Consider the following 26,844-nt stretch of genomic DNA (forward strand, 5'->3'; position numbering starts at 1 on the left):
TAGTCTCCCACAACCTCTTTGCGGAAGACTATGTATTTACCCTTTTCTAACTGAAGGTAAGAACCTGATACGTTCACTACCAAGGTAACTTCACCAATTGAAGCTTCACTTTACTGGCTAAAAACAAAATAATTTCTTTTAAGTAAACGGGGCTTAGACATCAATTCATCATATCTATCTGTAGTGTGTTGATATTCAATTTCTTTCTCTGTCTCTTCCAATTAGTAACACATTGAATGGATGGAGCCCTGTTAATTTTAAATAGACATTGTTCCATCAGGTAACTCCCAATATACGTTATCATTTGTCTTCTTTACTTGCCAAGGCCACATAAGGCTCATCCTGCAATTGTTCAATTCCACACCATTGAATTAAAGTAAGGGCAATAATCTCCGCTGTCGCGAACACATTTTCCAGTAAGATATATTCATTTGGATAATGGGCAACCTCTGTTACTCCAGGACCAAAAACAATTGCAGGCGTTTCACCGACATGAGTCAACAATCCTCCATCAGTTCCCCATGGAGAGGCTTCAATGACCGGATCTTGTCCAGCAACTTGCCGAAATTGATTGACGAGCGTATTCATTAGTTCATGTTCTACATCAATTGCACCTGGAACCCAGCGTGCTCCGAACCATTCTAAAACGGGCGGATTATCCTTGAACCATTCATCAACTTCTTTGATCTGTAACAGCCAATTAGCCATTTCGTTTTTCGCCTGCTCCATCGTTTCCTCTGGCGCAACACCCATTCTACCTTCAATTTTCACGAGGTCAGGAACAGAGGAAGGCCAATTACCGCCTTCAATGACGCCTAAATTGATTGGAATCGGAATAGGTGTGTTCTGATAAAGCGGATCACTGATACGTGCATTTCGTTTTTCTTCCAGAGCACGAATATGATTTATTACGGTCATACTTTTTTCAATGGCACTTACACCTTCATACCTGGTTCCGCCGTGAGCTGACCGGCCTTTTACCAGAACTCGGAACCACATCGACCCCTGCTGTTTGGGAAAAATCCTCATATTCGTTGGTTCAGGGATAAGGGCAGCATCAGCTTTGTATCCCCTCAAGACGGCTGCTAAGGTTCCGGCTCCGCCGCTTTCTTCTTCTATCACACTTTGAAATATGACATCTCCCTTTAAATGAATGCCATTTTCCTTTAATGCCTGCATAGCAAGGATAAGGGATACATTGCCTCCTTTCATATCTGTTACGCCGCGTCCAAACATTTTCCCATTCTTTATGGCTCCACTATATGGATCGTCATCCCACTGATCCCGATCACCATCCGGAACCACATCGATGTGTCCGTTCAAGATAATGGAGCGGCCGCCTCCAGTTCCCTTTATAATTCCTACCACATTAGGACTGTTGGAAAATTCGCTGCGAGGAGAATAGAAATAGGAATGCTTTTTCAGTTCCCCACCGTTAGGCTCCCAAATATCAACCTTCAGGCCCATTTCCTCTAGTTTTTGGGCGACGATAGCCTGAGCGTCTGCTTCATTTCCTTGGGTACTCGGTGCTTGCACCAACCTTTGCAATAAGTCTGTTCCTTCTTCCCGATGATCCTTGATCCATTGGTTAATTCGTTTTTTAAAATCCGGCACTTTTATCCTCCTTTTATACACATATTCTCATAGATTACTGAAAGTCCCATTCCACCTGCCATACATAACGTTACCATTCCGTACTTAACTTGGGAACGCAACATTTCATGCATCAGTGTGACTGTCAATTTTGCACCTGTTGCTCCTACAGGGTGACCAAGTGCAATTGCCCCTCCATTGACATTGACGATATCCGGATTCAAATCTAACTCCTTGATCACTGCAAGTGCTTGGGCAGCAAAGGCTTCATTAAGTTCAATCAGTCCGATATCCTCTAACGATAGACCTGCTTTTGCCAATGCCTTTCGAGTCGCTGGTACTGGTCCAATCCCCATAACTCCAGGTTCAACACCTGCACTGGCGAAAGCCTTAATTTTCAAGAGCGGTTTTAATCCCTTTTCTTCTGCTTGCTGCTTGGACATTAATAGTACAGCTGCTGCTCCATCATTCATGGGACAGGCATTTCCTGCCGTTATGGTTCCTTCATTTTTGAATACTGCTGGAAGACTGGCTAGTTGACTCAGATGAATGTCCTCGCGTACCCCTTCGTCTTGATTGAAGATTTGAAGCCCTTTTCGATCCTTGATTTTGAGCGGAATAATTTCTCGATCAAAGCGTCCCTCTTCCATAGCTTTCCAAGCCTTCTTGTGGCTTTGATAAGCAAATTGATCCTGTTCTTCACGACGGATACCATATTTTTCAGCCAGGCGCTCGGCTGTTATTCCCATATGCTCATTTCCCAAGGAACATATTAATCCATCTGCCAGCAGAGCATCCTCCATCGTTACGTTTCCAAATTTACCGCCCCATCTATTTTTCACGATATAAGGCACATTGCTCATGCTCTCCACTCCGCCGGCAATGATTATGTCTTCTTGACCAGCAGCAATAGTTAATGCAGCATTGGTAATGGCCTTTAAACCTGATCCACATGCTTTGATTACAACGTGGCCTGGGACACTATGCGGGAAATTTGCCATCTGCGATGAAATTCGGGCCGAGTTAAGTCCGCCTCCATGGACATAGCCATGTCCGAAAATCACTTCATTGACCTTTTCTTTGCCTAATTCAGATTTTTCCATTAAGCCTTCCAATAATTGACGGCCTAATTCGGTAGCATTAACATTCCGGAGTGATTTTCCAAAGGATCCAACTGCAGTTCGCGCTCCAGCAACGATGACGACCTCATTCATGCTTCTTCCTCCTCTTACCTATTCAATGCTGTTGACAGTAGCCCCTATTTTCAACGACGCCTCTGTATTCGCAATCACATCATCAACTGTATAAGGTGTCATAACTTCCCTCAACACCAATCCCTCTTTTGTAACTTCCATGACAGCCATATCAGTAATGATTAAATCTACACTATGTCTTGCCGTTAAAGGAAGTGTGCATTTCTTTAATATCTTCGATTCCCCCTGCTTGTTTACATGATTCATCAAGACAATCACCTTTTTGGCTTTTTGGGCAAGCTCCATTGCTCCGCCCATCCCCGGTACCCGTTTGCCTGGGACAATCCAGTTGGCTAAATCCCCTGTTTCACTAACTTCCAATGCCCCAAGGATGGTAATGTCGATGTATCCTCGACGAATCATGCCAAATGCAGTTGCACTGTCAAAGTAAGAAGCCCCCATTACAGACGTAATCGGGAACCCTCCTGCGTTACAGAGAGCAGGATCTTCTTCCCCCTGATTTGGACTGGGGCCTGTTCCAAGAACACCGTTTTCCGCATGGAACAGCACATGGATATCTTGAGATAAATGATCGGCCACTAAGGTAGGGATGCCAATACCTAAATTGACGATTAATCCGTCATGGATTTCCTTGGCAGCGCGTTTGGCGATGCGATTTCGTACATCTACTCCCATGCCCATTTCCAATTCACCCCTTTTGTTGGAATCACCATATCTACATAAATACCTGGCGTGGCAATACACTCCGGATCCAATTCGCCTACCGGAACAATTTCTTCAACTTCTGCTATAGTAAAAGCTCCTGCCATCGCTACGAGCGGATTGAAATTGCGGGCACTCTTGTCAAAAACCAAATTCCCCAACGGATCTGCCTTTTTGGCATAGACGATACTCACTTCCGAGGTCAAAGCGGTTTCGATCAAATATTCCTTTCCGTCGATTACCATTTTGTCCTTGCCTTCTTCAGCTATCGTTCCAATCCCGACATCAACAAAAATCCCGCCCAAGCCTACTCCGCCTGCACGAATCCTTTCAGCTAATGTCCCTTGCGGAGAAAATTCCACTTGCAGCTTTCCTTCAGTCATGAGCCGACCGGCATTTGGATTAGATCCGATATGAGAGGCAATGACCTTTTTGGCTCTTTCAAGAGTCACCAGCCGGCCAATTCCAATATCAGGGAATCCTGTATCATTGCCAATCAATGTTAGTTCCTTAACGCCCTTGTCCAGGATGCCCTGTATGAGTGTTGGCGGAGTCCCCACTCCCCCAAACCCACCGTACATGAGAGTACATCCATCAGTAATATACTCGAGTGCTTCTTCCAGGGTCACAATTTTGTTTTTTTTCGAAATGACCTGCTTCATATGGTTCCTCCTAAATAGCCTGCTTGTTCTCTATCAGACCTTCCGAGTGCAATTCATGCTGCAATTCCTCAACTGAAGCTTCCAGTATCTTTACAAGACTATCAATTTCTTCATTTGTAATAACTAGCGGCGGAGATATAATAACTGCATCACCCGCGATCCCTTCGATTGCGCCTGAAGCAGGATAGATCAACAATCCCTTCTCAAATGCCTTATTGACAATTCTTGTGGTTATGCCATCTTGCAAGTCGAATGGAGTTTTTGAACTCCTATTTGAAACAAACTCAAGTCCCAGGAGAAGCCCTTTTCCTCGTACATCACCAATGATGTCAAATCTCTCAGCCAGCCCATGTAATTTCTCCAATAGATACTGTCCTTTCTCTTCCGCTGCCTGAACCAGATTCATTCGTTCAATGTAGGCAAGCACTTCTAAAGAAACGGCAGCAGATAGAGGATTTGCACTATATGTGTGTCCAGCCATGATTGACTTCGAACCTTTTAAAATGGGTTCCATAACCCGATCACTAACCAAAGTGGCTGCAATTGGAGTATAGCCAGCGCTCATACCTTTCCCTAATGCGATGATATCTGGGGTAACTCCCCAGTGTTCCATGGCAAACATTTTTCCTGTACGACCGATTCCAGTCATAACTTCATCGGCGATAAAGAGAATGTCATAGCGTTCGCATATTTCCTTAATCCTTTGATAATAACCATCCGGTGGAGTAACAGCCCCAGCAGATGCCCCGATAATTGGTTCAGCGATGAAGGCGGCAATATTCTCAGAACCAAGTCTTTGAATGGACGTCTCTAATTCATTTGCACACTGCAGTTTACAGCCGGAAGATTCATAAGGGCATCGATAACAATACGGAGCAGATATACTAGGAAAATCCTCTAATAACGGAACAAAACGTTTTCTTCTTGACACATGACCGGACATCGATAAAGCACCCATCGTAATCCCGTGATAACTCGTCCAGCGGGAGACGATACGATTTTTCCGCTCAAATCCTTTTTCTTGCCAATGTTGAATGGCTATCTTCATCGCCGTTTCGGTTGCTTCCGACCCACTGTTCACAAAAAACGACCAATTTAAATCTCCTGGAGCTAACTCACTTAGCTTTTCGGCTAAAGTCTCTGCGGCTTCACTTGTAAAATGAGATCGGTATGCAAAAGAAACTTTACTTGCCTGCTCTGTCATTGCCTCAACAACATCTAATACTCCATGACCAATACTCGCCGTAACCGCACCTGAAGATCCGTCGATGTATTGTTTTCCATCCGTGTCATAAAGATATATTCCCTTCCCATGAGAGACAGTGGGATAGTTATGATCTAGTATGGGCTTAATTAAATGATTCCGCTTCATTTCATCTCTCCTTTATTTACATTTTTTACCAACTACACATCTATGAAGTTCTAGTACACTAAAACTCTTAAACTATTGGAAAAATCCTATTAACTGATTGAAAGAATAGATGGCAAATATGAATCCATAAAACCGAGTTTACCAACTAAAAGGTTCATCCTGAATCAGGATTGATTCTGTAGGGCAGCCTTCCATAGCATCATGCATGTCATCATACAGATTCTCAGGAACTACGGCATTCCCCTGATTATCATCCAAGATAACGAAAGCGATTCCTTGTTCGTCATAGTCATAAATTTCAGGACCTGTTGCACCGCATGCCCCGCACGCAATACAGGTATCTTTATCAACCCATGTGTATTTAGCCATAAACTTTTCCTCCTATTTAAAGAATCCATTTACAGAAGATAAATCTTTACCCCAAATATTCATGTCCTCATACTTATCCCAAATATTGCAATTCTTCGTAAATCTTCCTCCATATTCATATCCCAGCTGGTGAAAGACAGCGTTCATGCCCTTTGACAAAGATCGCGCTAAAGAGTAGGAACAATAAATATTTTTCTTGATAAGTTCTTGTTCTAATGCTGAGATAAGTACCTTCATAAAACCATGTTTTCGATGATGAGGAATCGTTGCACAATCAGTTAGTTCAGCATTATGATACATTTCATTTACTTCCGCGGATGCAGCACTAACGATGGATCCTTCATATTGAATAACACTAAAGATCGTTCCTTCTTCCATCACTTTTTTGATATAACCCTCATCATTCATTGGGGTTGGATAGGTTTCAAAAATTGCACCGTATAAATTTTCCAGCTCATATGCATCTTCAACTTCAGCAAATCGAAGGGAGTAATTTTCAGGTAGTTGCTGCTTTTCTATTATTCTAGGAATATCAATAACATCTTGGAGAATTTTGTCTTCCTTCATCCAATAGTCGCTTGTTCGCCTTTCATTGGTAAAATACAATGCCATGCAATAAGCATCATTCCCATTAAAATACTTACTCAATATTCCTTCCAGCATAAATCCATGGACCCATGTCGCAGATAAATCTTCTTGTCTAGCTTTAAGTATCACTTTTGTAAAGCCATGCTCTTGAGCGATGACTAGAGCTCGAGTTATCGCTTTTTTGATATTCCCCCGATAATCATCAATGCGTAAGCGATGATTTGCATGATCAAGATAGAGTTCCATCGTAAAACATTCCCCAGTCTCAATTCGGGTGAAAAAAGGCAGCTTTTGAACAGACATTATGTATACCCTCCTTAACTAAAATTCGGGAGAAGCGATGCATCATCTACTTCTCCCGGCATTCTATTTCCAATTAAACAATTTCTTTACAGGAGCCTGAAGAAGCTGTTCATACGTAAACTCATCAGGATACTCACTCACGTCATATATAGATAAGGATTCATCCACCTTTTGATTCATCGAATCAGACACATAGATTCCACAATTTGGACAGTTCAGGGCTGGAACCTGAAGAACTTTTATTGATCGTTTACCATCAGGCATAATCCAGTAACAATCCTTCTTTTCACTTTCCTCAACGTTGGGGGCATTACACCACAAGCATTCCATCCTTATTCCCCCTTGCCTTCAGAACTTCCGACCATGGCGTTCTTTTTTTCTTGGGCTAACCTTAATTTTTCCTTCATTTCATCACGTTTATCACGGCGATCCTTCAAAGAAGCATGTTCATCAGTAGTTTCATACGCTTTTCTCTTGTCAAGGCGACGCAGGCCTTCTGGTACCAAATTGAATTTTTCGTCTGTCATCAGAGCAGAAATCCCCACAGCTCCTTTTCTTTCTTCGGTACCATACACTTCATCAAAGTAAGCATCTGCACTGCCAGCAACATAGTTCTTCGGTTCTGGATAGCTCGTGATAACTCCCTCAAAGTTCCGTAAGACCACTTTATTCGGACTTTGCGAAAGAAGGTAATTCGGAGTCAAGGCAATCTTTCCGCCTCCGCCAGGAGCATCCACCACAAAAGTTGGCACTGCATATCCTGATGTATGGCCACGTAACGCTTCAATGATTTCCAGTCCTTTTGAAACCGGTGCACGGAAATGGCCGATCCCTTCAGATAAATCACATTGATAAATGTAATAAGGTCTTACCCTTGCTTTAACACAGTCGTGCATAAGCTTTTTCATAATATGAACACTATCGTTAATTCCAGCAAGAATAACAGCCTGATTACCAAGCGGTACTCCAGCCATCGACAACATATCACATGCTTTTTTGGCTTCTTCCGTCAGTTCAAGTGAATGATTGAAATGCGTATTTAACCAAATTGGATGATATTTTTTCAGAATATTGCATAAATTTTCTGTAATCCGCTGCGGGAAAACAACCGGTGCACGAGTTCCGATACGAATGATTTCCACATGTGGGATAGCACGTAAATTACTCAATACGTATTCGAGAATCTTATCATTGATTAATAGGCCATCTCCTCCAGAAATCAAAACATCTCTCACTTCCGGAGTATTACGAATATATTCAATCGCCCCGTCTAATTGCTTCTTAGGAACGCCCATGCCAACCTGACCTGAAAAACGACGACGAGTACAGTAACGGCAGTACATAGAGCATTGGTTCGTGACAAGAAATAGAACGCGATCCGGATAACGATGCGTTAGACCTGGAACAGGAGAATCTTCATCCTCATGCAGCGGATCTTCCAAATCATATCTAGTCTTGTTCATTTCTGCCGAAAGCGGTACAGACTGCAAACGAATCGGACAGCGAGGATCATCAGGATTCATCAAGGATGCATAGTAAGGTGTAATATTTAAAGGGATTGTTTGAGTTGAAATCCGAACACCTTCTTCTTCTTCCGGTGTCAAGTTCACAACTTTTTTCAGATCATCCAAAGTTTTAATTGTATTGGTTAATTGCCAGAGCCAATCATTCCATTGCTCTTCCGTTACATCTTTCCACAATTCAATCTCATTATAATGTCTACGTCCACCAAGGTATTCCTCATGTTTTACTTCCATTCCCATCAAACTCATTAAAATGCCCCCCTCTTTATCTTAAGAAACTATATATATATCTACTTGCAAGAATAATGCCAACATCCAAAACAAGAAAAACATAGAAAAAAGAGGGCGGATCGTCCCCTTAAACCGCAAAATATTTTTCGTTATGCCTAATATTTTGCAGCCAATTTCTTTGCGCCAAAGAGATACGGATTTAATGCTTATCCTTTTGAGATTGAAAAAAGAGGGTCTCATTTCGCGAGAGCCCTCTTCAAGTTACATACTTATTCTATTGAACAACAATTCTCTAAAAGTATAAGTGAATGATAGCGTTTTCAATTACTCCCCAATCATTTTAATTCCTTCGATCCTGCGGCATAAACTTTTTCTATACCGTACTTGTTTAACTTATATTGTAATCCTTGTCTTTTAATATTGAGGGCCTCAGCTGTTTTGCTGATATTCCCATTATATTTCTCAAACATATTTATTATCATTTCCCTTTCCATTTCTTCAAGAACGACAGGTAAATCAATCTTATCTTTTAATGGAGGATGATGGCTCTGCGCATTTGAGGCGGAATATTTTCCTGAAGGGAATAAATAAGCAGGAAGATGATGTTCTTCAATCATAACTTCCCCTGTGTCCATGACGTTAAATGCTAACTCGATGGCATGTCCCAGTTCACGAATGTTTCCCGGCCACGAGTATTGAAGAAGCCGTTGCATCGCCTTTTGGCTGATCCCGCGTACATCCGAAAAGAATGATTTATTGAATTTTTGAATAAAGTGATTTACTATTTCCGGAATATCCGTTTTACGTTCCAGAAGAGAAGGCATTTGAATGGTTACGACATTCAAACGAAAAAATAAATCCGAGCGAATAATTCCTCGCTCTAACGCCTCATCAGGAGAAATATTCATCGCAGCAATGATCTTTACATTAATTTTCTGCTCCTTCGAACCTCCAACACGGCGTACCTCGCCTTCTTGTAATACTCGCAGCAATTTTGCCTGCAGACCAAGGTCGAGGCTATTCAATTCATCAAGAAACAGGGTACCGCCATTTGCCTGTTCAAAAATCCCGAGTCGGTCCATCGCTCCGGTAAAAGCCCCTTTCGTTGTGCCGAACAGTAGCCCCTCCATTAATTCCTTTGGAACAGCCGCACAATTTTGCGCAATGAATGGTTGATTTCGCTGAGCACTTACATTATGTATACTTTGAGCAATAAGTTCTTTTCCTGTCCCTGTAGGTCCATAAATCATGACTGGAGAATGTGTACGAGCCGCTTTTTTTGCTAATGAAATAGCTTCTTGAAAAGCAGGACTACTCCCAATTAAATCACTAAAATGATAGGTAGCTGTCCCTTCAAAGAACTTATTTTTCTTATGGGTCTCGGCCAGCTGGGAACGCAAATCAACAATTTGATCGTACATGCTCATGACCTTAGTAATATCCTTTGCGATTTCTACTGCCCCAATAATTTCACCGTCCTCGTATAGAGGATACGTGCTATTAATAGAAGTTATTTTTTTCTCTTTTAAATTAACATATGTTTGAATGGACTCAATCGTTTCGATGCCTTTTTCCAATGCTACATGCAGCGTACTGGATTCATCAGTCAATGATGGATACAGTTGAAAGATATTTTCTCCTAACACCTGTTCACGATCCAGCCCGTCGATATGAGCCATCATTTTATTATAGAATACGGTATCTCCATCCTTATTAACGATATGGACACCAACATTAATCACATTCAATATCCATTCAAATTGAGTGGAAAACTGATTTACTGAAGATTTCATTTCATCATCTCCGCCCTGTCATTTGATAGAACCACCTGTAAATTATAGCATTTAATGGGAAATATTCATCTACATAATCTGAAAACTCACAATTTAATAATGACCGATAATTTCCATACCGACTAATCGTTATTTCTAGGATTTTCAAGCAGGTTAATAGATAGAACAATAAATACATATAAATAAAGGAATCTCACTCTCAGCAAAGAAAGTATTGATTAAGAGTATAATATAATGTCAGGGGTGAGCGAGATTTCAAAACGAAGCAAAGAAAACGGGTTACAGATTAAACCATGGGAAGATAGGGACCTTGATTTACTTTTTCAACTAAATTCCCCAGAAATGATGGAACATCTCGGAGGTCCAGAGAGTAAAGAACAAATTTTGAAACGCCACAAACGTTATCTTGAGATTGGAAGTAAAGGGTGTATGTTTAGCATCATCCTGTATCCAGAGGAAGAGGCTGTTGGCTCCGTTGGCTACTGGCGAACCGTGTGGAATGATGAAACTGTGTACGAAATTGGGTGGAGTGTCCTCCCTTCATATCAGGGGAAAGGGATTGCGTCCCGTGCAGTGAAGGCTGTAATAGCAAAAGTCAAAGCCGAGCGGAAATACAAGTATATTCACGCATTCCCGTCAATCCATAACCCTGCTTCAAATGCAATTTGTCGCAAGCTTGACTTCAATCTTATTTCCGAATGTGAATTCGAATACCCTCCAGGGAGCTTTATGCGATGCAATAATTGGCGTTTGGAACTTTAACATCCATCAAGGACGGAATAATTAGTGTGTAGGACGAATTATCTCTCTGTAGGTCGAATTATTTTGTGTGTAGGACGGATTATCTCTTGTAGGTCGAATTATTTTGTGTGTAGGACGAATTATCTCTCTGTAGGTCGAATTATTTTGTGTGTAGGACGGATTATTCGGTGTATGGGTCGAATTATTTCGTTTTAGGACGGATTATCTCCCTGTAGGACGAATTAAATAGTATGTAGGACGGATTATCTCTCTGTAGGTCGAATTATTTTGTGTGTAGGACGAATTATTTGATTTGTGCGTCGAATTATTCCGTTTTAAGTCGATTTGATCCAATCCACCATCATTCACCATTCACATTAGAGGTTATTGGTCTCATTTTTAATCAAGCAAACAATTCATTCCATGTTTCTTTGCCTGCTTCCTTATCTGCAGAAATCTTTCGTACCTTTTGGTATTTAAATAAGCCCTTTCAAGGTCATTAATGAGTTAATTTAGTTGTTCCTTCAAATAACATTTCATTTCCAAGTATAACTAGCATTATATTCTTCTGGAGTCATTTCTGTTTCTTTGAAAGTAACTGGTTTTTCGTTTGGTAATGTAATAGTCAATTCCGTTTTATCTTCGCTTAATTCTAACGTAAATAATGAAGTTCTATTTTGTTTCTCAACACTATAAAGTACACCAGTAATCTTGTTATCGGTTGGTTCAATTATTTCAAAGTGCCTAATTGGTCCTATGTCATCTTTTGTGATCCTCTGCATTGTAAATGTGCTAATTTCATCTCTTAGAATAACAAGGAACGAACCTTCCGCTACCCAATAGCTATACAAATATTTCCCCAGATACTTCGGTGCATTGTAAGATGGGAGATTACTGGAGGATGTATCTTGCACTTCTGTTTTCTTTTGTATCTGAATCATTTCTTTTTTGATGATTTGTTGTTCGTCGCAAGCAGCAAGGCAACATACAACTAGGAATCTACAGTCATTTTTTGAAAAAGCAAAGGTTCCCCCCCTAAATAGTACTTCAACCCTTTTGATCATTCAGTAAACAAACCCATTATTTGTAATAATATCGACATTTCCTTTTTTTAACTACTAAAAAAGCTATTCCTTAACCTTAATTACTCCTTATTAAAACATGACATAATATAGAAGAGACAGTTAAAACCCCAAGCAATTCCATACTTTTTCGCCTTACCAAAACGGGTAGTGTATGATAGAAGCATGAGTATGATAACGTCGCTCTTTAGGAGGAATGTTCATGAATTCGGTCATTTTATTTGATGGTGAATGCAATTTTTGTGATTCAAGTGTTCAGTTCATTATAAAGCGGGATCCGAAGGGGCTTTTTCATTTTGCTTCGCTTCAAAGTGAAGCTGGACAAGAGTTGCTGAAAAAGTACGATGTTCCTGCAAATATTGATAGTATAGTGCTGATCGAAAAGGATAAGGCTTACTATAAATCGGCTGCAGCTCTGAGGATTTGCCGTCGCTTACAAGGGGCATGGAAAATGTTTTACGGTTTTACCATCGTTCCAAGCTTCATTCGGAACATCGCTTATGACTTTATTGCCAAGAACCGTTACAAATGGTTTGGGAAAAAAGAAGAAAGCTGTATGCTGCCATCCCCAAGTGTTCGAAAGCGGTTTTTATAACGTAAAAAAAGGTAATTCAACTGAATTACCTTTTTCAATGTAACTCCACCTACTTTTAAACGTGGAAATGAATAATGAGCAATCAACTTCTTCATCACCTCTCCCTTTTATAGGCGTTTCTTTCCTTTCTTATTTACCCATTTTAAACTCCCAACACACTTTACAATGTGCTAAAATAAAACGATTGTTGCTTTGGTAACTGCCGAAACACTAGAGTTTAAAAAAAGATTAGATACGTAGTCTTTAACATGCAATATTTCAATTGATTAACATATGTAATTCATTTATGTCTATGTTAGTATGTCTTTTAAAGGCTTTTGAAAAGTCTAACTTATAGCTATCATCTATTATTTTTTTTATTATGCTCAAATCATTATCTTCTATTATATATTTGATTCCATAATGTGATTGAGGATATAACTCTGTATGGTTTCTTCTTTGCATTGCCCAATCTTCCCTACTCTTCAACAATTCAAAATTAATTACTTCCTCTAATGGGTCCGTAGTCTCAACCCCATCCATAGTAACTGCAACGTACTCGGCCAATCCCTCATCGAACCACTTCGGAACGGCTGTAATTTTATTTTCACTTAGATATTTAGTCAAATAATAATGTGTATACTCGTGACGTAAATCCCTTCTAAAGAACCATTCATCTGCTTCCCTAACAAGGTTATCGGGTTTAACCAATGCAATTAAATTATAATTTTTATCAAAAAAGGCTCCGATATTTTCTAATTCCGCATACTTTTGTAATTCCTCTAATTCTTCAAATACCATTATATTTATTTCAACATCCATATTAATGGTTCCAAACATACTAGACAATTCTTTATTAAGATTCGTTATCTCATTAATAATTAGATTATTCAATTCATCATTTTCTGAATTGTAAATTTTCACCCCATCTAGCAAATGATATTCTTCCCTTTCTAGTAGTTTTTCCAGATCTAATGTATTATTTCTAGATAAAAAATGATAAACAATTACTAAAGTGCCCAAGACTATTAAACTGATTACAAAACTAATTGCAACGCTTTTAAAAAAATTCATTCAAATGGTTTCCAATTCTTTAAGTTAATAATCCAAATAAAATAATCGTGTTAATTATATTTATTAGAGTTGATTCCATAATTCAAAATAAAGGATGTTCTTGTTGTACACTATAAACTTCTGCCCCTTTACAGCTGGCATTTAAATTTGTCATGGATGAAATAATTATTGTTAGTGCTAAAAATGATGATAGTATTTCTAAAGTAGAATCCTCCTAGGGTGTGTAATCAATTTAATTTTCGAATCAAGCTTCGTTTAATATTTTAAATATTCAGTCTTTTTAAGGCGTGAAAATTATTGAAATACATCTGCCCATATAATCTTTCAAATATGTAATTTGAAAATACTCTTTTTTCATTCTGATTTTTCTGACTTTTTTATACTAACACAACATTTTAATATAATTGTTACATTTTAAAAAAATAATAATATTTTCCTTTTTTAGTAAACAATGTGCAAATAAAACCGATAATATACCGTATATTCTCGTTATTTTTATAAATTAAAATGTTCTCAAGATAATTTTACATATAGTATTTTTACTCGTTAGCTCGATGGGTAGTGGTAGGATCCCTTTTGCAAAAATAAAAAAAGCACTATGAATGATAACATCCATAATGCTCCCTACCTATCCTCTAAACTGACTTTGGAATCCCTCTTGCAAACGATCCGGCAGCTCGACAAGGGTTTCGTTCAATGTATCCAATTTTGTTTCAATCCGATGAAGCAAATAAAGGGTAACAATAATCGGAAATCCGATATCACTGATAAATGGCAGGATTTGATCCACTTTTGTTCACCTCTCTTCTGGTATGGTGAAAAACAGACTCACCCATTTTCAGGACACGTCCTTCAAAGATGAGCCTGCCTGCTGACAAGTTAGATAAGTTCAACATCCTCGACATTACGCTCGACAAGGCGTGCTCCTTTAATACTGACAAAGTCGCCCGATGATGCAACGAAGGCATTCCCCGCAATCATTTGCTCCATTGCCAGTTTGACTGTATTCGCATCAACCGGCTCCTTCGGATTTTCAACGGAAATCGTCGCTGACTTTCCTTCCTCTGTTACGAAAATCATTTCCAATACTCTAGCCATTTTGTATCACCTCCTGTTTTTTCAACCTTTTGCTAAAAGCCGATTAGCCAATCAATGAATTCGTATCCACTCTGGTCACTTCACCCATTGGATAATTCTGCACGCTTGCAATCGCTGTTGCTGCCGAAAACAACTGATCCGCCGTCGCCTCAACCTTGATGTTTGAAAATGACCTACGCTTGAAAACGATAGCCCCCTTTTCATTTAACCCCGTCTCAAAATCAATCCGTAACGTACTTGATACTGGAATTTGGTTTGCCATGTCGCTCACCTCCTTTCACACTCTATATAAACTTTTACGAGGTGAAAGTAGCATGGTGGTGAAAGTTTTTTTATTTTCATTTAATGATACGCAGCTGTTATAAATAAAAATAAAGAAGCCACAATCCAATATTGGAATGTAGCTTCTTCCTATTAATAAGAAAAGGTGATTTTAAGTCACCATGTTTCATTATGATGCAAGTGGATCCGTTTCTTTTTTCATTTCATCCTCTTCTGGTAAACGAATGAATTTAACAATCACCGCACTAGCTAGATAAAGGATCGCAAAAATCCATACAACCCCTTCTGCTCCAGCCGAACCGATAAAAGTCATGGCTATAGCAGGTGCAACGAATGAAGACAAACCGGCCGCAAAATTCAAAATAGACATGGCCGCTCCTTTGTCTTCACCTGCAACGGATGGAACCAATGCTCCTATAGGTACATAACCAGCTAAACATGCACCCCATATAAATCCAACAATACTAGTTGCAATGAGGTTTCCATTTGTGATCATTGGTGTGTAATATAATAGAAGGGTAAAAATAGCACAACCGACTCCACCAAACCAGATGATTGTATTTTTCCATCCGAATTTATCTCCAACGAAACCAAAAACCAAATTAAAAATAATGTTTCCTAAGAAGATCGTACCCCATAATTGTAACCAGACAGATGTTTCAATTCCATGTTCAGCCATATGCATGGGTAAGAAAACCGGAAATCCATATGATCCTACACTATTAATAATTCTTACAACACCACCAGCAGCAACTCTTGGATTTGTTTTCAAGATGGTGATGCCCTTTAAGAGCTCATTCACTGCTTCTTTTTTGCTAGATATCTGTTTCTTTTCAAATTTGTCTTTGTTGATGACTATAGCAAAAATCGTACCTAGGCATACCCAGAAAATAGAGGTCCATAATGTGTTGACATAACCTAGGTATTGAATAGCGTAGCTTGAATACCAAGAGCCAAGTACCATCATTCCAGCACAATAAGCTACCCAGAACCAACCGACAGCTGTGCTTAATTTATTTTTAGGTGATCGATAAATGACCCATGTTAAAAAAGAGTAAGCAAATAAAGGATAGCCGAAACCTTTAATAAAATAGGTGATAAGCATAACAGGATAATTCATACTTTCAAAACCAAAAGTGATAAATCCTGCAGTCCCAATAACATAAAACAATAATCCCATAGACATAGACTTCTTTGGTCCAAAAACATCTAAACAAACACCTGAAAACCAAGAAGAAAGAGCTATAGAAATTCCGTATACAGTAAAAATGGCCGCTGACTGCTGAACAGTCAATCCATTGTCAACTAAGAAAGGGCTTAACCAGCCAGCTTCAAGTCCGTCTCCCATCATAAAGAGCATAACACCTAAAAAACCCCAGCTTAAACTTTTAGGTATTCCAATTCTATCTAACATATATATCTCTCTTTTCTATCTTATTTGGATTTAAGCTATATTGGTCTTTGAAAAAGAACTGTTGAGCTTGTTTCCACTCCTCATACTTCCATTCATCGTAACTAGCCTCATTTGTAATCGCTTTGATATCGCCTGATAATACACTGTTTACCCCTAATGTCTTATTGCAGATAACTGCAGATCCGACAACGGATGCCTGATTGAACCCTTGATGAATGCGCACTTCTTTTTGAAGGAGATTAGCTACAAATTTCGTTAACGTTTCACTTTGAAAACCACCTCCACAAGCCCATACATATGGCAAATCGTAAGGAATCACTTCGCATAATTTGTCGAAATGCCATTTGACTGTACAAGCAATTTCCCATAGAGCTGAAGCTACAAAATGAGCACGGGTTAAGTTTTCTTCTAATGGTGTATTAAAAATGAAGCCACCTTTTTTCGTCGCATTTTTCTCATCTGTCAGATACATGCCTAACGTTGATACACAATCAATCGTCGTAAGCTTACTCATTTCCTCTTCCATTAATTGATAACTCTCATTTGGGTAGAAAATATTTTTTAATTTCTGATAATTAAGCCCAGTTATTCCTGGGTTTGTTTCTAACAGCCATTGATTTTTATTCGTATGGGCATTTGTCCATGCTCTTCGTTTAGAATCCACACTATATTCATCAGTAATATGGCAAATAGGGGTGGTCGTTCCAGATACGATGATGACATCACCTTTTTCGGCAAACGTGCTTGCGATAGCCAGCTGTGTATCACCGCCTCCTACTACGATTAAAACCTTTTCGTCCAATCCCAGCATCTGAGCCATATTCGGTGTAATTTCACCAAGGATCGAACCAGACGATTTTAATTCGGGTAACAAGTCTACCGATATCCCGAATTGTTCACACAACTCCTCTGACCATTCTTGTTTCTGAACATCATATAGCAGTGTTTCGGTCGCTTGTGATGGCTCATAGACGAGCACGTCACTTAATTTATAGGCAACCCACTCACTGATGCTTGTAAAGTATTTAATTTTATCCCATAATTGCGGCTGCCTCTTTTGCAGGGCGACCAGCTTTAAAGCTGAAAACAATGCAGAGGGTAATCTACCTGCCCTTTCATAAATAAAAGGTTGATTTGAAAACTCCTTTTCCCATTCGCGGCCTCTATTATCAATATTAGGTAACCCGATAAACGAGTGCCCATCCTGATCCTGCAAAACAATTCCTTGCCGTTGACTAGTGGACGTTATTGCCTTGATTGAAATGTGCTGAGCTTTAGCCATCGCCTTTTTTGCTAATTGAATAAGCTGTTTCCAAAGTAATTCAGGTGAAAAGTATCGACTATCAGGATAAAGAGGTTCAATTTCATATTGTATATCCTCTCTCTCAATAGAGACGACTTCACCTGTTGTCTCAACGATAGCCACTCTTGCATTTCCAGTACCGATATCAAATACTAAATAACCTTCTTTTATAGCCATTTTTTTCACTCTTCTTTCTTATGACTTAACTTCTAGATTTTTTCTGTTATATAGAGTTGGAATCTGAAGAGTATGTTGTGTTGTCCACTTTGTTAACGCTTGGTTCATTATTGAGACGTGATGATCCTCAACCTCATAACTTGCGCCGGCAAGATGAGGAGTAGCTAATACATTGGGCAATTTAATTAATTCATAGTCACTTTGTTCAGGCGGCTCTTGATAAAACACATCTAATATCGCCCCCCTAATCTTTTGTGCTTTTAATACTTGTACAAGCGCATCTCTTTCAACCACGACAGCCCTTGACATATTTACAAAGATTGCCTCTTCTTTCATCAGTCCCAAAAAGTGTTCATTGATCATCCCGATCGTTTCCTCTGTTCTAGGGAGGTGTATGGATACCACATCACTTGTCGAAAAAACGTCTTCTAAAGAAGCCCGAACATGATTAGGATTATCACTCTCTACATAAGGGTCATAGTATTTTATCGAACATTGAAAACTTTCAAGAACCGCTGCAATTCGCTGGCCCACGGCCCCAAACCCCACCATTCCAATTGTTTTCCCAGAAATTTCATTTCCTTTAAACTTTAAATAGGCTTGGAGATAGTCTTCATTCCATTTTTCCTCCTTCAACCATTGATTGGAAGGAATGGTATGCCTTAAAAATGTAAGGAGATTACCGACAAATAATTCTGCAACAGCCTGAGCATTACGTGCTGGAGTGAAAAAGACGGGAAGTCCCCTTTTTGTTGCAGCTTCCACATCAACATTAGAAGGCATGCCACGACACACACCCACAAATCTCAATTCAGGTACTTCAGCGAATACTTTTTCTGTTACTTGATCTAACTCAGTAATTAACCCCTCCGCCTTAGACTCTTTTAATAAAGAGATCAACTCTACTTCGTTATAGGCCCTTCCATTTTCCTTCCAAGGTTGATAGGTAGCCTTTCCAAATAACTCGTTTAATTCCTTGATGCCCGCTTCGTTATATGGTGCTGTTACTAGAATGTTCATTTTTACATCTCTCTCCTTTATGTAACGACTTTACCTGTCAGTAACTCACTTCTTAAAAATAAAAAAATCTCTTCCCGCTAAGACGGAAAGAGATAATTACTTCATAATATCGTTCTCACAACAATAAAATAAAAGGCCACTCTTTCTATCTTTCAAGCTTCGCTTGCTGGAATTGGCACAATAATGTTGCCGAGGCTTCAAAGGGCCAGTCCCTCCACCTCTCTTGATAGAAATTTTACAATATTATATTGGTTTAACTATTTTTTCAATTAATAGAATATACCAAATATAATGAATTTCAAAACGGAAGTCAATATTTATTTGAACTTTCTAAATATTCTCTCCGTATGATATAATCTATGAATCATTTTTTTCATGAAAGGATACTGACATGCAATCATATAAAGATATAGAAAATGGTGTAGTCCTTTCTGTCTGTTCTCTTGATTGCCCAGACCAATGTGGTTTACTTGTACACAAAGAGGATGGAAAAATCAAGAAAATTAGTGGTGACCCAAATCATCCAGTGACGAAAGGGAATATTTGCAACAAGGTTCGGAATATGGGTGAACGGATTTATGATAGCAAGAGAATTAAGAATCCTTTAAAACGCGTGGGAAAAAAAGGTGAGGGGAATTTCACCATTATTAGTTGGGAAGAAGCGATCGAAACGATCACAAATCATTGGAAAAATCTTATTTCAGAGGAAGGGGCACAAACCATTCTTCCTTACAGTTTCTATGGGAATATGGGGAAACTCGCTGCAGAAGGAATGGATCGCCGTTTTTTTAACCGCCTCGGATCAAGTCAACTTGACCGGACCATCTGTTCAGTTGCTGGCTCAACAGGCTACCGCTACACAATGGGGGGGAGCTACGGTACAGACCCAGAAGAGATGACCGAAACTAAGTTATTCATCTTTTGGGGAATCAATGCCGTAAGTACAAATATGCATCAAGTAACACTCGCACAAAAAGCAAAAAAATCAGGAGCTAAAGTCATTGTTATTGACGTTCATAAAAATCAAACCGGACGAATGGCCGATTGGTTCATTCCCATTCTCCCAGGGACTGATGGTGCACTAGCATTAGGAATCATGCATATACTCTATAAAGAAAAGCTAGTGGATCGATCGTTTTTAGAGGAATATACGATTGGTTATGAAGAGCTAGAAGATCATCTTGAGCAATATCAGCCACAAATGGTTTCTGACATAACAGGCGTTCCCGTAGAAGACATATACAAATTAGCTAGGATGTATGGGGCGATTTCCCCTTCAATGATTCGGATTGGAAATGGTCTTCAGCATCATGATAATGGCGGGATGAGCACTCGGACGATTGCCTGTTTACCTGCTTTAACAGGACAGTGGCTAGTAAAAGGCGGAGGTGCAGTTAAATCCAATTCAGGATTTCTCTCCTTTAATACCGCAGCTTTACAACGCCCTGATCTCAAAAAGACTAAAACACGTACAATTAATATGAATCAAATAGGGAAAGCATTGCTTGAACCGGACAACCCCATTCGGTCATTGTATGTCTATGGAAGTAACCCTGCTCTTGTTGCACCAGAGGCAAATAGAGTAAGAGAGGGTCTAGCCCGGGAAGATTTATTCACTGTCGCCCATGACTTGTTTATAACGGAGACAGCGAAGTTTGCAGACATTGTATTACCATCTACATCTGCCTTTGAAAATACAGATTTTTATACATCATACTGGCATAATTATATCCACTTACATGAGCCTATCATCGCACCCTATGGAGAAAGTAAATCGAACACAGCGGTATTCAGGCTACTTGCAAAAGCCATGGAATTTGACGAACAAACTCTTAAGGATGACGATGAAGAATTAATGAAACAAGCTCTAAACGATTTATCCAATCCTTATTTATCGGATATAACCTATGAGAAACTAAAAAATGAACGCTACATCAAAGCAAGTAATTTGACCGATTTGTTAAAGAATTTACAAACACCTAGTGGGAAAATCGAATTATATTCCAAAGTGATGGAAGAAGATGGATATTCAGCCCTTCCTACGTATATTCCATTAGTAGAAGAGCAGGATTACCCTCTCCAATTCATACCTGGACCGAACCATAACTTTTTAAACTCTACCTTTTCCAATAATGACAAACACATCACACTTGAAAAAGCACCTAAAATATTTATGAATCAAAAGGATGCAGATAATCGAGGAATAGAAGATGGTACAACTGTCCGCATCTGGAATGATCGTGGAGAATGCGAGCTAGTGGTTTCTGTAGGCGAACAGGTCCTTCCAGGCGTCGTAGTCAGTCAAGGTCTCTGGTCAGACATGCCTGGTAAAAAACAACTCGTTAATGCCTTGACTCCAGATCGTATTGCCGATATGGGCGGCGGAGCTACATTCTTTTCAGGGCGTGTGAATGTAGAAAGAATGAATAAGGATGTTTAATTTTTTATATCTTATCTTCCCTTCTTAAAATTTTTTTATGACTAATTAATAAAAAATAGCTTGAACCTTTTTTACTCAAAATACTCCTTTTAACATAAAATAGTCCCCTTTCCATTTATGGTTGGGGGACTTTCTAATGTATAAGAATCCTCAACAATAAACTATAGTTTGAAGTGAATTGAATAAATAATTGTTTCTAATAGCTCGCAAACAAAAAAGTTTTAGAATTAAGCTTCAACCTTAAGAAACCCTAACCTAACGACGAGGCAAAATGCATCTGGCTTTAAATGGAACGACAGGTTCGCTTTTTCTGGGAAATAATATTCATGAAAGGATGTGGATGTTGGATGTCTTTAGAATGGTTCGACAGAGTAAGCGGGGAATTGCAGGATCATCTTAAATCAATTTGTGAAAAATACGATCGAAATGGCAGTTTGATGGTGGAGCGAGGAGCTAAACATCCACGTATCGAATTTTATACAGAGTTGGATGACAATGAGAGGGATTATTTTTCCACTCTGTTTTTCGATCCACATAATGAAGAATTTTATATGGAATCCTTTGATCCGGATTTAGGCCAGGTTAGCAAGGTGATCTTATCTGATATTGAAGATATCGTTGATGCTGTTCATGAAAGCTTCCATAACTATTTAGAAGGGGATGGCATCGAATATGAATATGATCTCGATGATGAATACGATGAAAATGAACTAATCGAAGAGACTGAGATGTACGAAATCGATGTGGAATGGGAAACACCTGAAGTGACAGCCTATATTCAAGAAAATGAAGTGGAGGTCACCTATCAATTCGGAGTTGTTCAGGAAACTGGTGATGGAGTGCTAAAACGGATTAACCGCATTCGTACAGCAGATGATGATCTGATAAAAGATGAAACAAACTTTATATTCAGTAAGGAAGAAGCTAGCACGATCATCGCTATGATAGCAAGCCATATGGATTCCCTCAGCGAAATGGATTAATAAAAAAAATCTAAAAACCTTGTCCATGTTGATCATGGACAAGGTTTTATTAAACAAGAATAAGTTCGTATACCTCCGATAATTGAGTGACCCGTTCTGTATCACTAGCTTCCTTTGCATGCTCAATTTCCTGAGGCAGAATTCGATTAAGGAGTCTAGCTTCTTTGCCGGTAAGCTTATCGATAAGTTCTTCTTCAGAATGAAAGTGTCCATCCTTGATTTTATTATAAATTTCCAGCGCTTCAGGATATTGATCCGTATAGTTAGACAATATCTCACGTAAGTAACCAATCGTACGATCCATCATACCATCCCTCTCAACTATTAGGTGAAAGCTAACAAACTGCCTTTATACCTTCCCCCATTTTGTGATGAGAAATTCCTTGGTTTTTGGCCTCGTAATGAAAAAGGGGTATCCAAATCAATGATTAATCTTTTATTTCTTCATCCCAAAACAAATCATTTAACGTACGTGATAATGCTATACAAATACCAATGCACAAACTTAATGAGGGATTATACTTTCCGGATTCAATCAATCCTATCGTTTGTCTGGAAACACCGACAATCTTGGCTAGCTCATCTTGTGACAAATCCTTTTCCACTCTTGCAAGCTTCAGTTTTATATTTTTCAAAGGAACGCACCTACAATTTCTTATTATCTTCGCTATTTTTCATTCCAATTTTCTTCGCTAGCAAGTATATACCACCAAAAAACAGAAGTAAAATCGGCAAATAAATCATAACCGAAACACACCATACCAATACAAAATACCACAAGCCTTGAGAACTGCCATCTGCATAGGATACAGCACTATTCACCCCCATGATCGTAGCGATGATGAGAGCTAAACCAACCGTACCAAAAATGGTCTTCTTGCTCATCGGTGTTTTACTCGTACGGTCATGCATTTCTACTTCATCCCAGAATACGCCTAAGAAAATGGAACGAGCTAAATAATACACCCCTGATGCCAAAAGAATCACCAACTCCAGATATAATTCCCCGCTGCCTACACCATATTTATATATTTTGAAAAGTACGCTCAATAGACAAATGGCCATAATGACATGATACATTTCTTTATAAATTTTATTTCTTACATTCTCGATTCGTTCATCCGTGATTTTTTTAAATACTTTCATCATTAATCATCCTCCATTCACTTCTATTATATAATTTATTTAACATTTCGCAACATATATATTACATTTAATACTATATAAATTGCAAAGTGTATAAAAAAAAGGGACCCATACTTATGAATGGGTCCCTTTTAGGGGTTTACTCGTGAGTTTTGGGGATTTACTCGTAAGTTTCGAACTTTTACTCGTGAGTTTTCACCATTTACTCGTGAATTCATCATTTAAACAAAACCAAAGCAAAAACCCCATTTCCCCTTTATCCTCCCCTCCCAAAAACACGAACATTAAATCATTTTCACAATTTAATATTCACCTTTTTGTTGATTATCTATAATAAGTTTGCTATATTAACAAAGTAATAATCTTAAATATCATTACTCGTATATCCTCAGTAATATGGTCTGAGTGTCTCTACCTGGTTCCCATTGAAAGAACTAGACTACGAGTTAAAGTATTCGGCTGTTCGGCTTTTTTAGCAGCTTATGATTTAGCATTAGCTTCATTTTTGCTTAATTATCTATACTTTGACTTTCGTAGGTCTAGAAGGTAGAAATCATTCTACAGTTTCTAGACTTTTTTCTGTTGACCAAAACTACGAGGATAACAAACAACAAGGAGGAAAACATAAAGCAACAGTTTTTATAAAGGAAAGAAGCAAAGGAATATGTAGCATTATTAAACCAATTTTTAATATTCGTGTTAAATAATAATAGTATTGATATGTAGGAAGACATAGCTTTAGCTAATTGGCTCTTTTCAATTTTTTATTTTAGAGAAAAACTATCACTAAGGAGATTATTTATGAAAAACAATATGTTAAAAAAATACTCTTTATTAGGCATTATTACTTTACTGTTACTATCAGTAGTTGCAGGTTGTAATTCTACTTCAAAAACTGCAACTGAACAAAAAACTGCTCAAAGGCCTATTATAATTCAAGGTCCAATGCCAATCGAAGCTGAAAATTTCGCAAAAAGATTAGAAAATGTTAAAGAAGAAAAATCAGGAGATTTTGTATTTTACATTGGAACGTTAGACAATTATCCTGTAATAGTTGCAAAAACAGGCAAGGGAATGGAAAACACAGCAGCCGCTACAGCAGTTGCTATTGAAAAATTTAACCCTATCGCAATAATCAATCAAGGAACATCAGGGGGACATGATCCAAGTTTAAACGTTTTTGATATTGTTTTAGGAAAAAGAACGGTAAACATTGGTTCATTAAAAACAGCAGATAAGGCTGAAAACCAAGGAATTGATCCAACTATATGGAAACCTATGGACCTAATGGCTTCTGAAGGAAGTGCAGGAGAAGATCCTAATGCTGAAAAACCCCGTTTCTATGAGGGAGATAAGGATTTACTAGCAGCTGCTAATGCAGTTAAAGATAAATACACTAAGGGTAAGGTTGTCGAGGGTACTATAGGTTCTGCAGACGTTTGGAATAATGAAGTTGATAGAAATAAATGGTTCCATACTAAATACGGTACATCTGTAGAAGAAATGGAAGGTGCCTCCGCAGCACAAATTTCCAAAGCTTATGATGTACCATTCTTGGGTATTAGAGTACTATCTAATAATAAAGTGAATGGTGGTAAATACAACCCAAATACAGCAGCAGCAAATCAAGAATATGTTTATGAAGTAGTTAAAAAATATATATCTACAATGCCAAGCAAATAATAGCTTTAATTGAATAAAAGAAGAGCACATATTGTACATGACAATATGTGCTCTTCTTTATTTAGGCCAATAGTAAAGTCGTTACGATTATCATAACTTCACTTATCATTAAATAGCGGGTACTATTCATTTCTTTTTTCTCATCTATTTCAATGGGGGTTTGTCATATATTTTCCTGAAATTCTCTTTCTTCACTGGTAATCACTCCATATTTAAAGACAATAATTCATGCAATCGATTAAAAGACTCTTGATCTTTAAAAGTTCATGAAGTCTAAGGTTTGCCAATTTACAGGACAATACGATAAAGCGAAGCAAAAAAACACCACAAATATCGATTTGCTTGTCTGCAAAAACGGATTGTGGCTCTACCATGCTAACAATTCCCACTATTTCTTATATTACGGATATATGAGGTTTTCCTTCCCCTTTTTCACTAACCTTTTCAATTTTCTCAACAAACATTTGGAAAACTTTTCTCTTTTCTTCCAGTTCTTTTATTGATCCTTTCAATTCGTTCACTTTTTGTTCAAAAGGTTTATGATAGAGCTCGCGAATGTTTCGAATAATTTCATCATTAATAGTGGATTGTACAACTTGTTTGGTGATATTGAATTTGTAGGAATAAACCTTAAGTTCAAGTTTAACTTCTTCATATTCTTTTTCTATCGCATTTAATAATTCACTAATTTCTTCTTTCCATTCACCTAAAGACTTTTTCACATGTTCCTCCAACTTTACTCCCCCTCTTTCACTGTAAAAAAACTTCTACATAAAAACTCATTTTACCAATTCTTCATTTCGGTTTCTTTTCTGGTTAATTACTTAACAAATAAATTTTTATTAAAAAAAGATAACAGTGCACCCCACTCTTCAATAAAATGGAAAATATTGAAATCCTTTTTATTTAAAATAGTACCTGCCATTTCATTGGTTACATTTGGGGGATTTTTTATATAGGGGGACACCTTATTCCTCCTTGCTAAATGTTAAGCTGAGGCTATTTAATGTGTAGAGTCTAGCGGTAAAAATGAATAAATCATTGTAGTTATTTTCTACGTACTCTTCTATAATGCTCATCCCTTTTCTAAATCTATCAACTAATAAATGAGTGTAGTTTTCATCCCAGGTAAACCGATTGATTCTCAGAAGCTCATCTGCTAATGCTTGAAACTTATACTCCTCAACAAGAAGTTTTAATTGATACACTTTATCTGTATGTAAACAAAAGATATTGTTTTTAGTTTCATGATGTTTATGAACAAATTTAATGAAACCATTTATATTTTTAGCCAACATATTCGCTATTTGCATCTCGAAGTTCATTTCTCCATCTCCTCACTGTCTAAAATCTAATACATTACTATGAAGAGTGTATGTTTTGAGATGATATTTTAACACCAACAATAGGAAAGTAGCAGTTGATGAACTGACCAGTTGAAACTATTTGGAGTTGAAAAAATCGATTCTAAAAAATT

Annotated in this window: 29 protein-coding genes, 1 pseudogene and 2 riboswitches; of the genes and pseudogenes, 5 read left to right on the forward strand and 25 right to left on the reverse strand. The window is 38.3% G+C overall.

The window, feature by feature from the left end:
* Nucleotides 1-110 precede the first annotated feature (110 nt).
* From RE409_RS22315 to RE409_RS22365, 11 genes and pseudogenes are all read right to left on the reverse strand, one after another.
* Nucleotides 111-341: pseudogene (locus RE409_RS22315) on the reverse strand (YokU family protein).
* Nucleotides 301-1,614, reverse strand: a complete 1,314-nt coding sequence (locus RE409_RS22320; protein WP_309558074.1) for a peptidase — start codon at nt 1,612-1,614, stop codon at nt 301-303. The pseudogene RE409_RS22315 and the gene RE409_RS22320 overlap by 41 nt, the downstream one beginning before the upstream one ends.
* A 2-nt stretch (nt 1,615-1,616) precedes the next feature.
* A complete protein-coding gene (locus tag RE409_RS22325) occupies nt 1,617-2,807 on the reverse strand; it encodes a thiolase family protein (protein WP_201250481.1) in 1,191 nt (396 codons plus the stop codon).
* A gap of 18 nt (nt 2,808-2,825) precedes the next feature.
* Nucleotides 2,826-3,488, reverse strand: coding sequence for a 3-oxoacid CoA-transferase subunit B (locus RE409_RS22330; RefSeq protein ID WP_201223224.1), 663 nt, complete (start codon nt 3,486-3,488; stop codon nt 2,826-2,828).
* Complete coding sequence (locus RE409_RS22335; RefSeq protein ID WP_056530315.1) at nt 3,473-4,171, reverse strand: CoA transferase subunit A; 699 nt, start codon at nt 4,169-4,171, stop codon at nt 3,473-3,475. Before RE409_RS22335 ends, RE409_RS22330 begins: the two co-directional genes overlap by 16 nt.
* Before the next feature lie 10 nt (nt 4,172-4,181).
* Nucleotides 4,182-5,543, reverse strand: coding sequence for an aspartate aminotransferase family protein (locus tag RE409_RS22340; RefSeq protein WP_053347555.1), 1,362 nt, complete (start codon nt 5,541-5,543; stop codon nt 4,182-4,184).
* 138 nt (nt 5,544-5,681) lie between these two features.
* Nucleotides 5,682-5,912, reverse strand: a complete 231-nt coding sequence (locus RE409_RS22345; RefSeq protein ID WP_053347556.1) for a ferredoxin — start codon at nt 5,910-5,912, stop codon at nt 5,682-5,684.
* A 12-nt stretch (nt 5,913-5,924) separates the two neighbouring features.
* Nucleotides 5,925-6,803, reverse strand: coding sequence for a putative beta-lysine N-acetyltransferase (ablB, locus tag RE409_RS22350; RefSeq protein ID WP_309558075.1), 879 nt, complete (start codon nt 6,801-6,803; stop codon nt 5,925-5,927).
* A gap of 63 nt (nt 6,804-6,866) precedes the next feature.
* Nucleotides 6,867-7,133, reverse strand: coding sequence for a YokU family protein (locus RE409_RS22355; RefSeq protein WP_053347558.1), 267 nt, complete (start codon nt 7,131-7,133; stop codon nt 6,867-6,869).
* A gap of 2 nt (nt 7,134-7,135) precedes the next feature.
* The gene (gene ablA, locus RE409_RS22360; RefSeq protein WP_309559304.1) at nt 7,136-8,560 is read right to left on the reverse strand and encodes a lysine 2,3-aminomutase; all 1,425 of its coding nucleotides are present in this window, start codon (nt 8,558-8,560) and stop codon (nt 7,136-7,138) included.
* Between the two features lie 332 nt (nt 8,561-8,892).
* Nucleotides 8,893-10,350 carry a sigma-54 interaction domain-containing protein gene (locus tag RE409_RS22365; RefSeq protein WP_201186501.1) on the reverse strand — a complete coding sequence of 486 codons (1,458 nt, stop codon included), beginning with the start codon at nt 10,348-10,350 and terminating at the stop codon, nt 8,893-8,895.
* Nucleotides 10,351-10,584: 234 nt separating this feature from the next.
* Between RE409_RS22365 and RE409_RS22370 the strand changes: the two genes are divergently transcribed.
* Nucleotides 10,585-11,112, forward strand: coding sequence for a GNAT family N-acetyltransferase (locus RE409_RS22370; protein WP_201223223.1), 528 nt, complete (start codon nt 10,585-10,587; stop codon nt 11,110-11,112).
* 515 nt (nt 11,113-11,627) lie between these two features.
* Here the strand turns inward: RE409_RS22370 and RE409_RS22375 are convergent.
* Nucleotides 11,628-12,155 (reverse strand): hypothetical protein, encoded by a 528-nt coding sequence (locus RE409_RS22375; RefSeq protein ID WP_201223222.1) that lies wholly within the window; start codon nt 12,153-12,155, stop codon nt 11,628-11,630.
* Nucleotides 12,156-12,375: 220 nt separating this feature from the next.
* Here RE409_RS22375 and RE409_RS22380 point away from each other — a divergent pair, with 220 nt between their 5' ends.
* On the forward strand, nt 12,376-12,768 hold the full coding sequence (locus RE409_RS22380) for a thiol-disulfide oxidoreductase DCC family protein (protein ID WP_201223221.1): 393 nt from the start codon (nt 12,376-12,378) through the stop codon (nt 12,766-12,768).
* A 258-nt stretch (nt 12,769-13,026) separates the two neighbouring features.
* Here the strand turns inward: RE409_RS22380 and RE409_RS22385 are convergent, their stop codons facing one another.
* The 7 genes from RE409_RS22385 to RE409_RS22415 all read right to left on the reverse strand — a co-directional run bounded on the left by RE409_RS22385 (nt 13,027) and on the right by RE409_RS22415 (nt 19,115).
* Nucleotides 13,027-13,770 (reverse strand): collagenase, encoded by a 744-nt coding sequence (locus RE409_RS22385; protein WP_201253897.1) that lies wholly within the window; start codon nt 13,768-13,770, stop codon nt 13,027-13,029.
* Nucleotides 13,771-14,449: 679 nt separating this feature from the next.
* Entirely contained in the window at nt 14,450-14,611 is a 162-nt protein-coding gene (locus tag RE409_RS22390) for a YvrJ family protein (protein WP_056530289.1), read from the reverse strand.
* An 89-nt stretch (nt 14,612-14,700) separates the two neighbouring features.
* Nucleotides 14,701-14,919 carry a DUF2922 domain-containing protein gene (locus tag RE409_RS22395; protein WP_201250477.1) on the reverse strand — a complete coding sequence of 73 codons (219 nt, stop codon included), beginning with the start codon at nt 14,917-14,919 and terminating at the stop codon, nt 14,701-14,703.
* 43 nt (nt 14,920-14,962) lie between these two features.
* On the reverse strand, nt 14,963-15,181 hold the full coding sequence (locus tag RE409_RS22400) for a DUF1659 domain-containing protein (protein ID WP_056530283.1): 219 nt from the start codon (nt 15,179-15,181) through the stop codon (nt 14,963-14,965).
* Nucleotides 15,182-15,370: 189 nt separating this feature from the next.
* The gene (locus RE409_RS22405) at nt 15,371-16,615 is read right to left on the reverse strand and encodes an MFS transporter (RefSeq protein ID WP_201186508.1); all 1,245 of its coding nucleotides are present in this window, start codon (nt 16,613-16,615) and stop codon (nt 15,371-15,373) included.
* Nucleotides 16,605-18,095, reverse strand: a complete 1,491-nt coding sequence (locus RE409_RS22410; RefSeq protein ID WP_201223219.1) for an FGGY-family carbohydrate kinase — start codon at nt 18,093-18,095, stop codon at nt 16,605-16,607. The genes RE409_RS22405 and RE409_RS22410 overlap by 11 nt, the downstream gene beginning before the upstream one ends.
* An 18-nt stretch (nt 18,096-18,113) precedes the next feature.
* Entirely contained in the window at nt 18,114-19,115 is a 1,002-nt protein-coding gene (locus RE409_RS22415) for a 2-hydroxyacid dehydrogenase (protein ID WP_309558076.1), read from the reverse strand.
* A 142-nt stretch (nt 19,116-19,257) separates the two neighbouring features.
* A riboswitch (SAM riboswitch) is annotated at nt 19,258-19,348 on the reverse strand.
* Between the two features lie 158 nt (nt 19,349-19,506).
* Here RE409_RS22415 and RE409_RS22420 point away from each other — a divergent pair.
* On the forward strand, nt 19,507-21,555 hold the full coding sequence (locus RE409_RS22420; RefSeq protein WP_309558077.1) for a molybdopterin oxidoreductase family protein: 2,049 nt from the start codon (nt 19,507-19,509) through the stop codon (nt 21,553-21,555).
* 347 nt (nt 21,556-21,902) lie between these two features.
* Nucleotides 21,903-22,538: a hypothetical protein gene (locus RE409_RS22425; RefSeq protein ID WP_201253901.1), complete on the forward strand. Its 636-nt coding sequence runs from the start codon at nt 21,903-21,905 to the stop codon at nt 22,536-22,538.
* Between the two features lie 49 nt (nt 22,539-22,587).
* Here RE409_RS22425 and RE409_RS22430 read toward each other — a convergent pair whose 3' ends face one another.
* The 3 genes from RE409_RS22430 to RE409_RS22440 form a co-directional block, all read right to left on the reverse strand.
* Nucleotides 22,588-22,845 carry a sigma-G-dependent sporulation-specific acid-soluble spore protein CsgA gene (locus RE409_RS22430; RefSeq protein WP_242485381.1) on the reverse strand — a complete coding sequence of 86 codons (258 nt, stop codon included), beginning with the start codon at nt 22,843-22,845 and terminating at the stop codon, nt 22,588-22,590.
* Nucleotides 22,846-22,966: 121 nt separating this feature from the next.
* Complete coding sequence (locus tag RE409_RS22435; protein WP_053347568.1) at nt 22,967-23,173, reverse strand: helix-turn-helix transcriptional regulator; 207 nt, start codon at nt 23,171-23,173, stop codon at nt 22,967-22,969.
* 10 nt (nt 23,174-23,183) lie between these two features.
* Entirely contained in the window at nt 23,184-23,687 is a 504-nt protein-coding gene (locus tag RE409_RS22440) for a DUF6773 family protein (protein ID WP_190270940.1), read from the reverse strand.
* 355 nt (nt 23,688-24,042) lie between these two features.
* A riboswitch (purine riboswitch) is annotated at nt 24,043-24,146 on the forward strand.
* 339 nt (nt 24,147-24,485) lie between these two features.
* Here RE409_RS22440 and RE409_RS22445 point away from each other — a divergent pair.
* Nucleotides 24,486-25,367: a 5'-methylthioadenosine/S-adenosylhomocysteine nucleosidase gene (locus RE409_RS22445; RefSeq protein WP_309558079.1), complete on the forward strand. Its 882-nt coding sequence runs from the start codon at nt 24,486-24,488 to the stop codon at nt 25,365-25,367.
* A gap of 395 nt (nt 25,368-25,762) precedes the next feature.
* On the opposite strand, the gene RE409_RS22450 is transcribed toward RE409_RS22445, so the two are convergent.
* From RE409_RS22450 to RE409_RS22460, 3 genes are all read right to left on the reverse strand, one after another.
* On the reverse strand, nt 25,763-26,101 hold the full coding sequence (locus RE409_RS22450; RefSeq protein WP_201223213.1) for a hypothetical protein: 339 nt from the start codon (nt 26,099-26,101) through the stop codon (nt 25,763-25,765).
* A gap of 86 nt (nt 26,102-26,187) precedes the next feature.
* On the reverse strand, nt 26,188-26,334 hold the full coding sequence (locus tag RE409_RS22455) for a hypothetical protein (RefSeq protein WP_201223212.1): 147 nt from the start codon (nt 26,332-26,334) through the stop codon (nt 26,188-26,190).
* A 1-nt stretch (nt 26,335) separates the two neighbouring features.
* On the reverse strand, nt 26,336-26,692 hold the full coding sequence (locus tag RE409_RS22460) for a hypothetical protein (RefSeq protein WP_201250471.1): 357 nt from the start codon (nt 26,690-26,692) through the stop codon (nt 26,336-26,338).
* Between the last annotated feature and the right edge of the window lie 152 nt (nt 26,693-26,844).

The sequence above is a fragment of the Peribacillus sp. R9-11 genome, assembly GCF_031345095.1.
In the GTDB taxonomy this organism is placed as follows: domain Bacteria; phylum Bacillota; class Bacilli; order Bacillales; family DSM-1321; genus Peribacillus; species Peribacillus butanolivorans.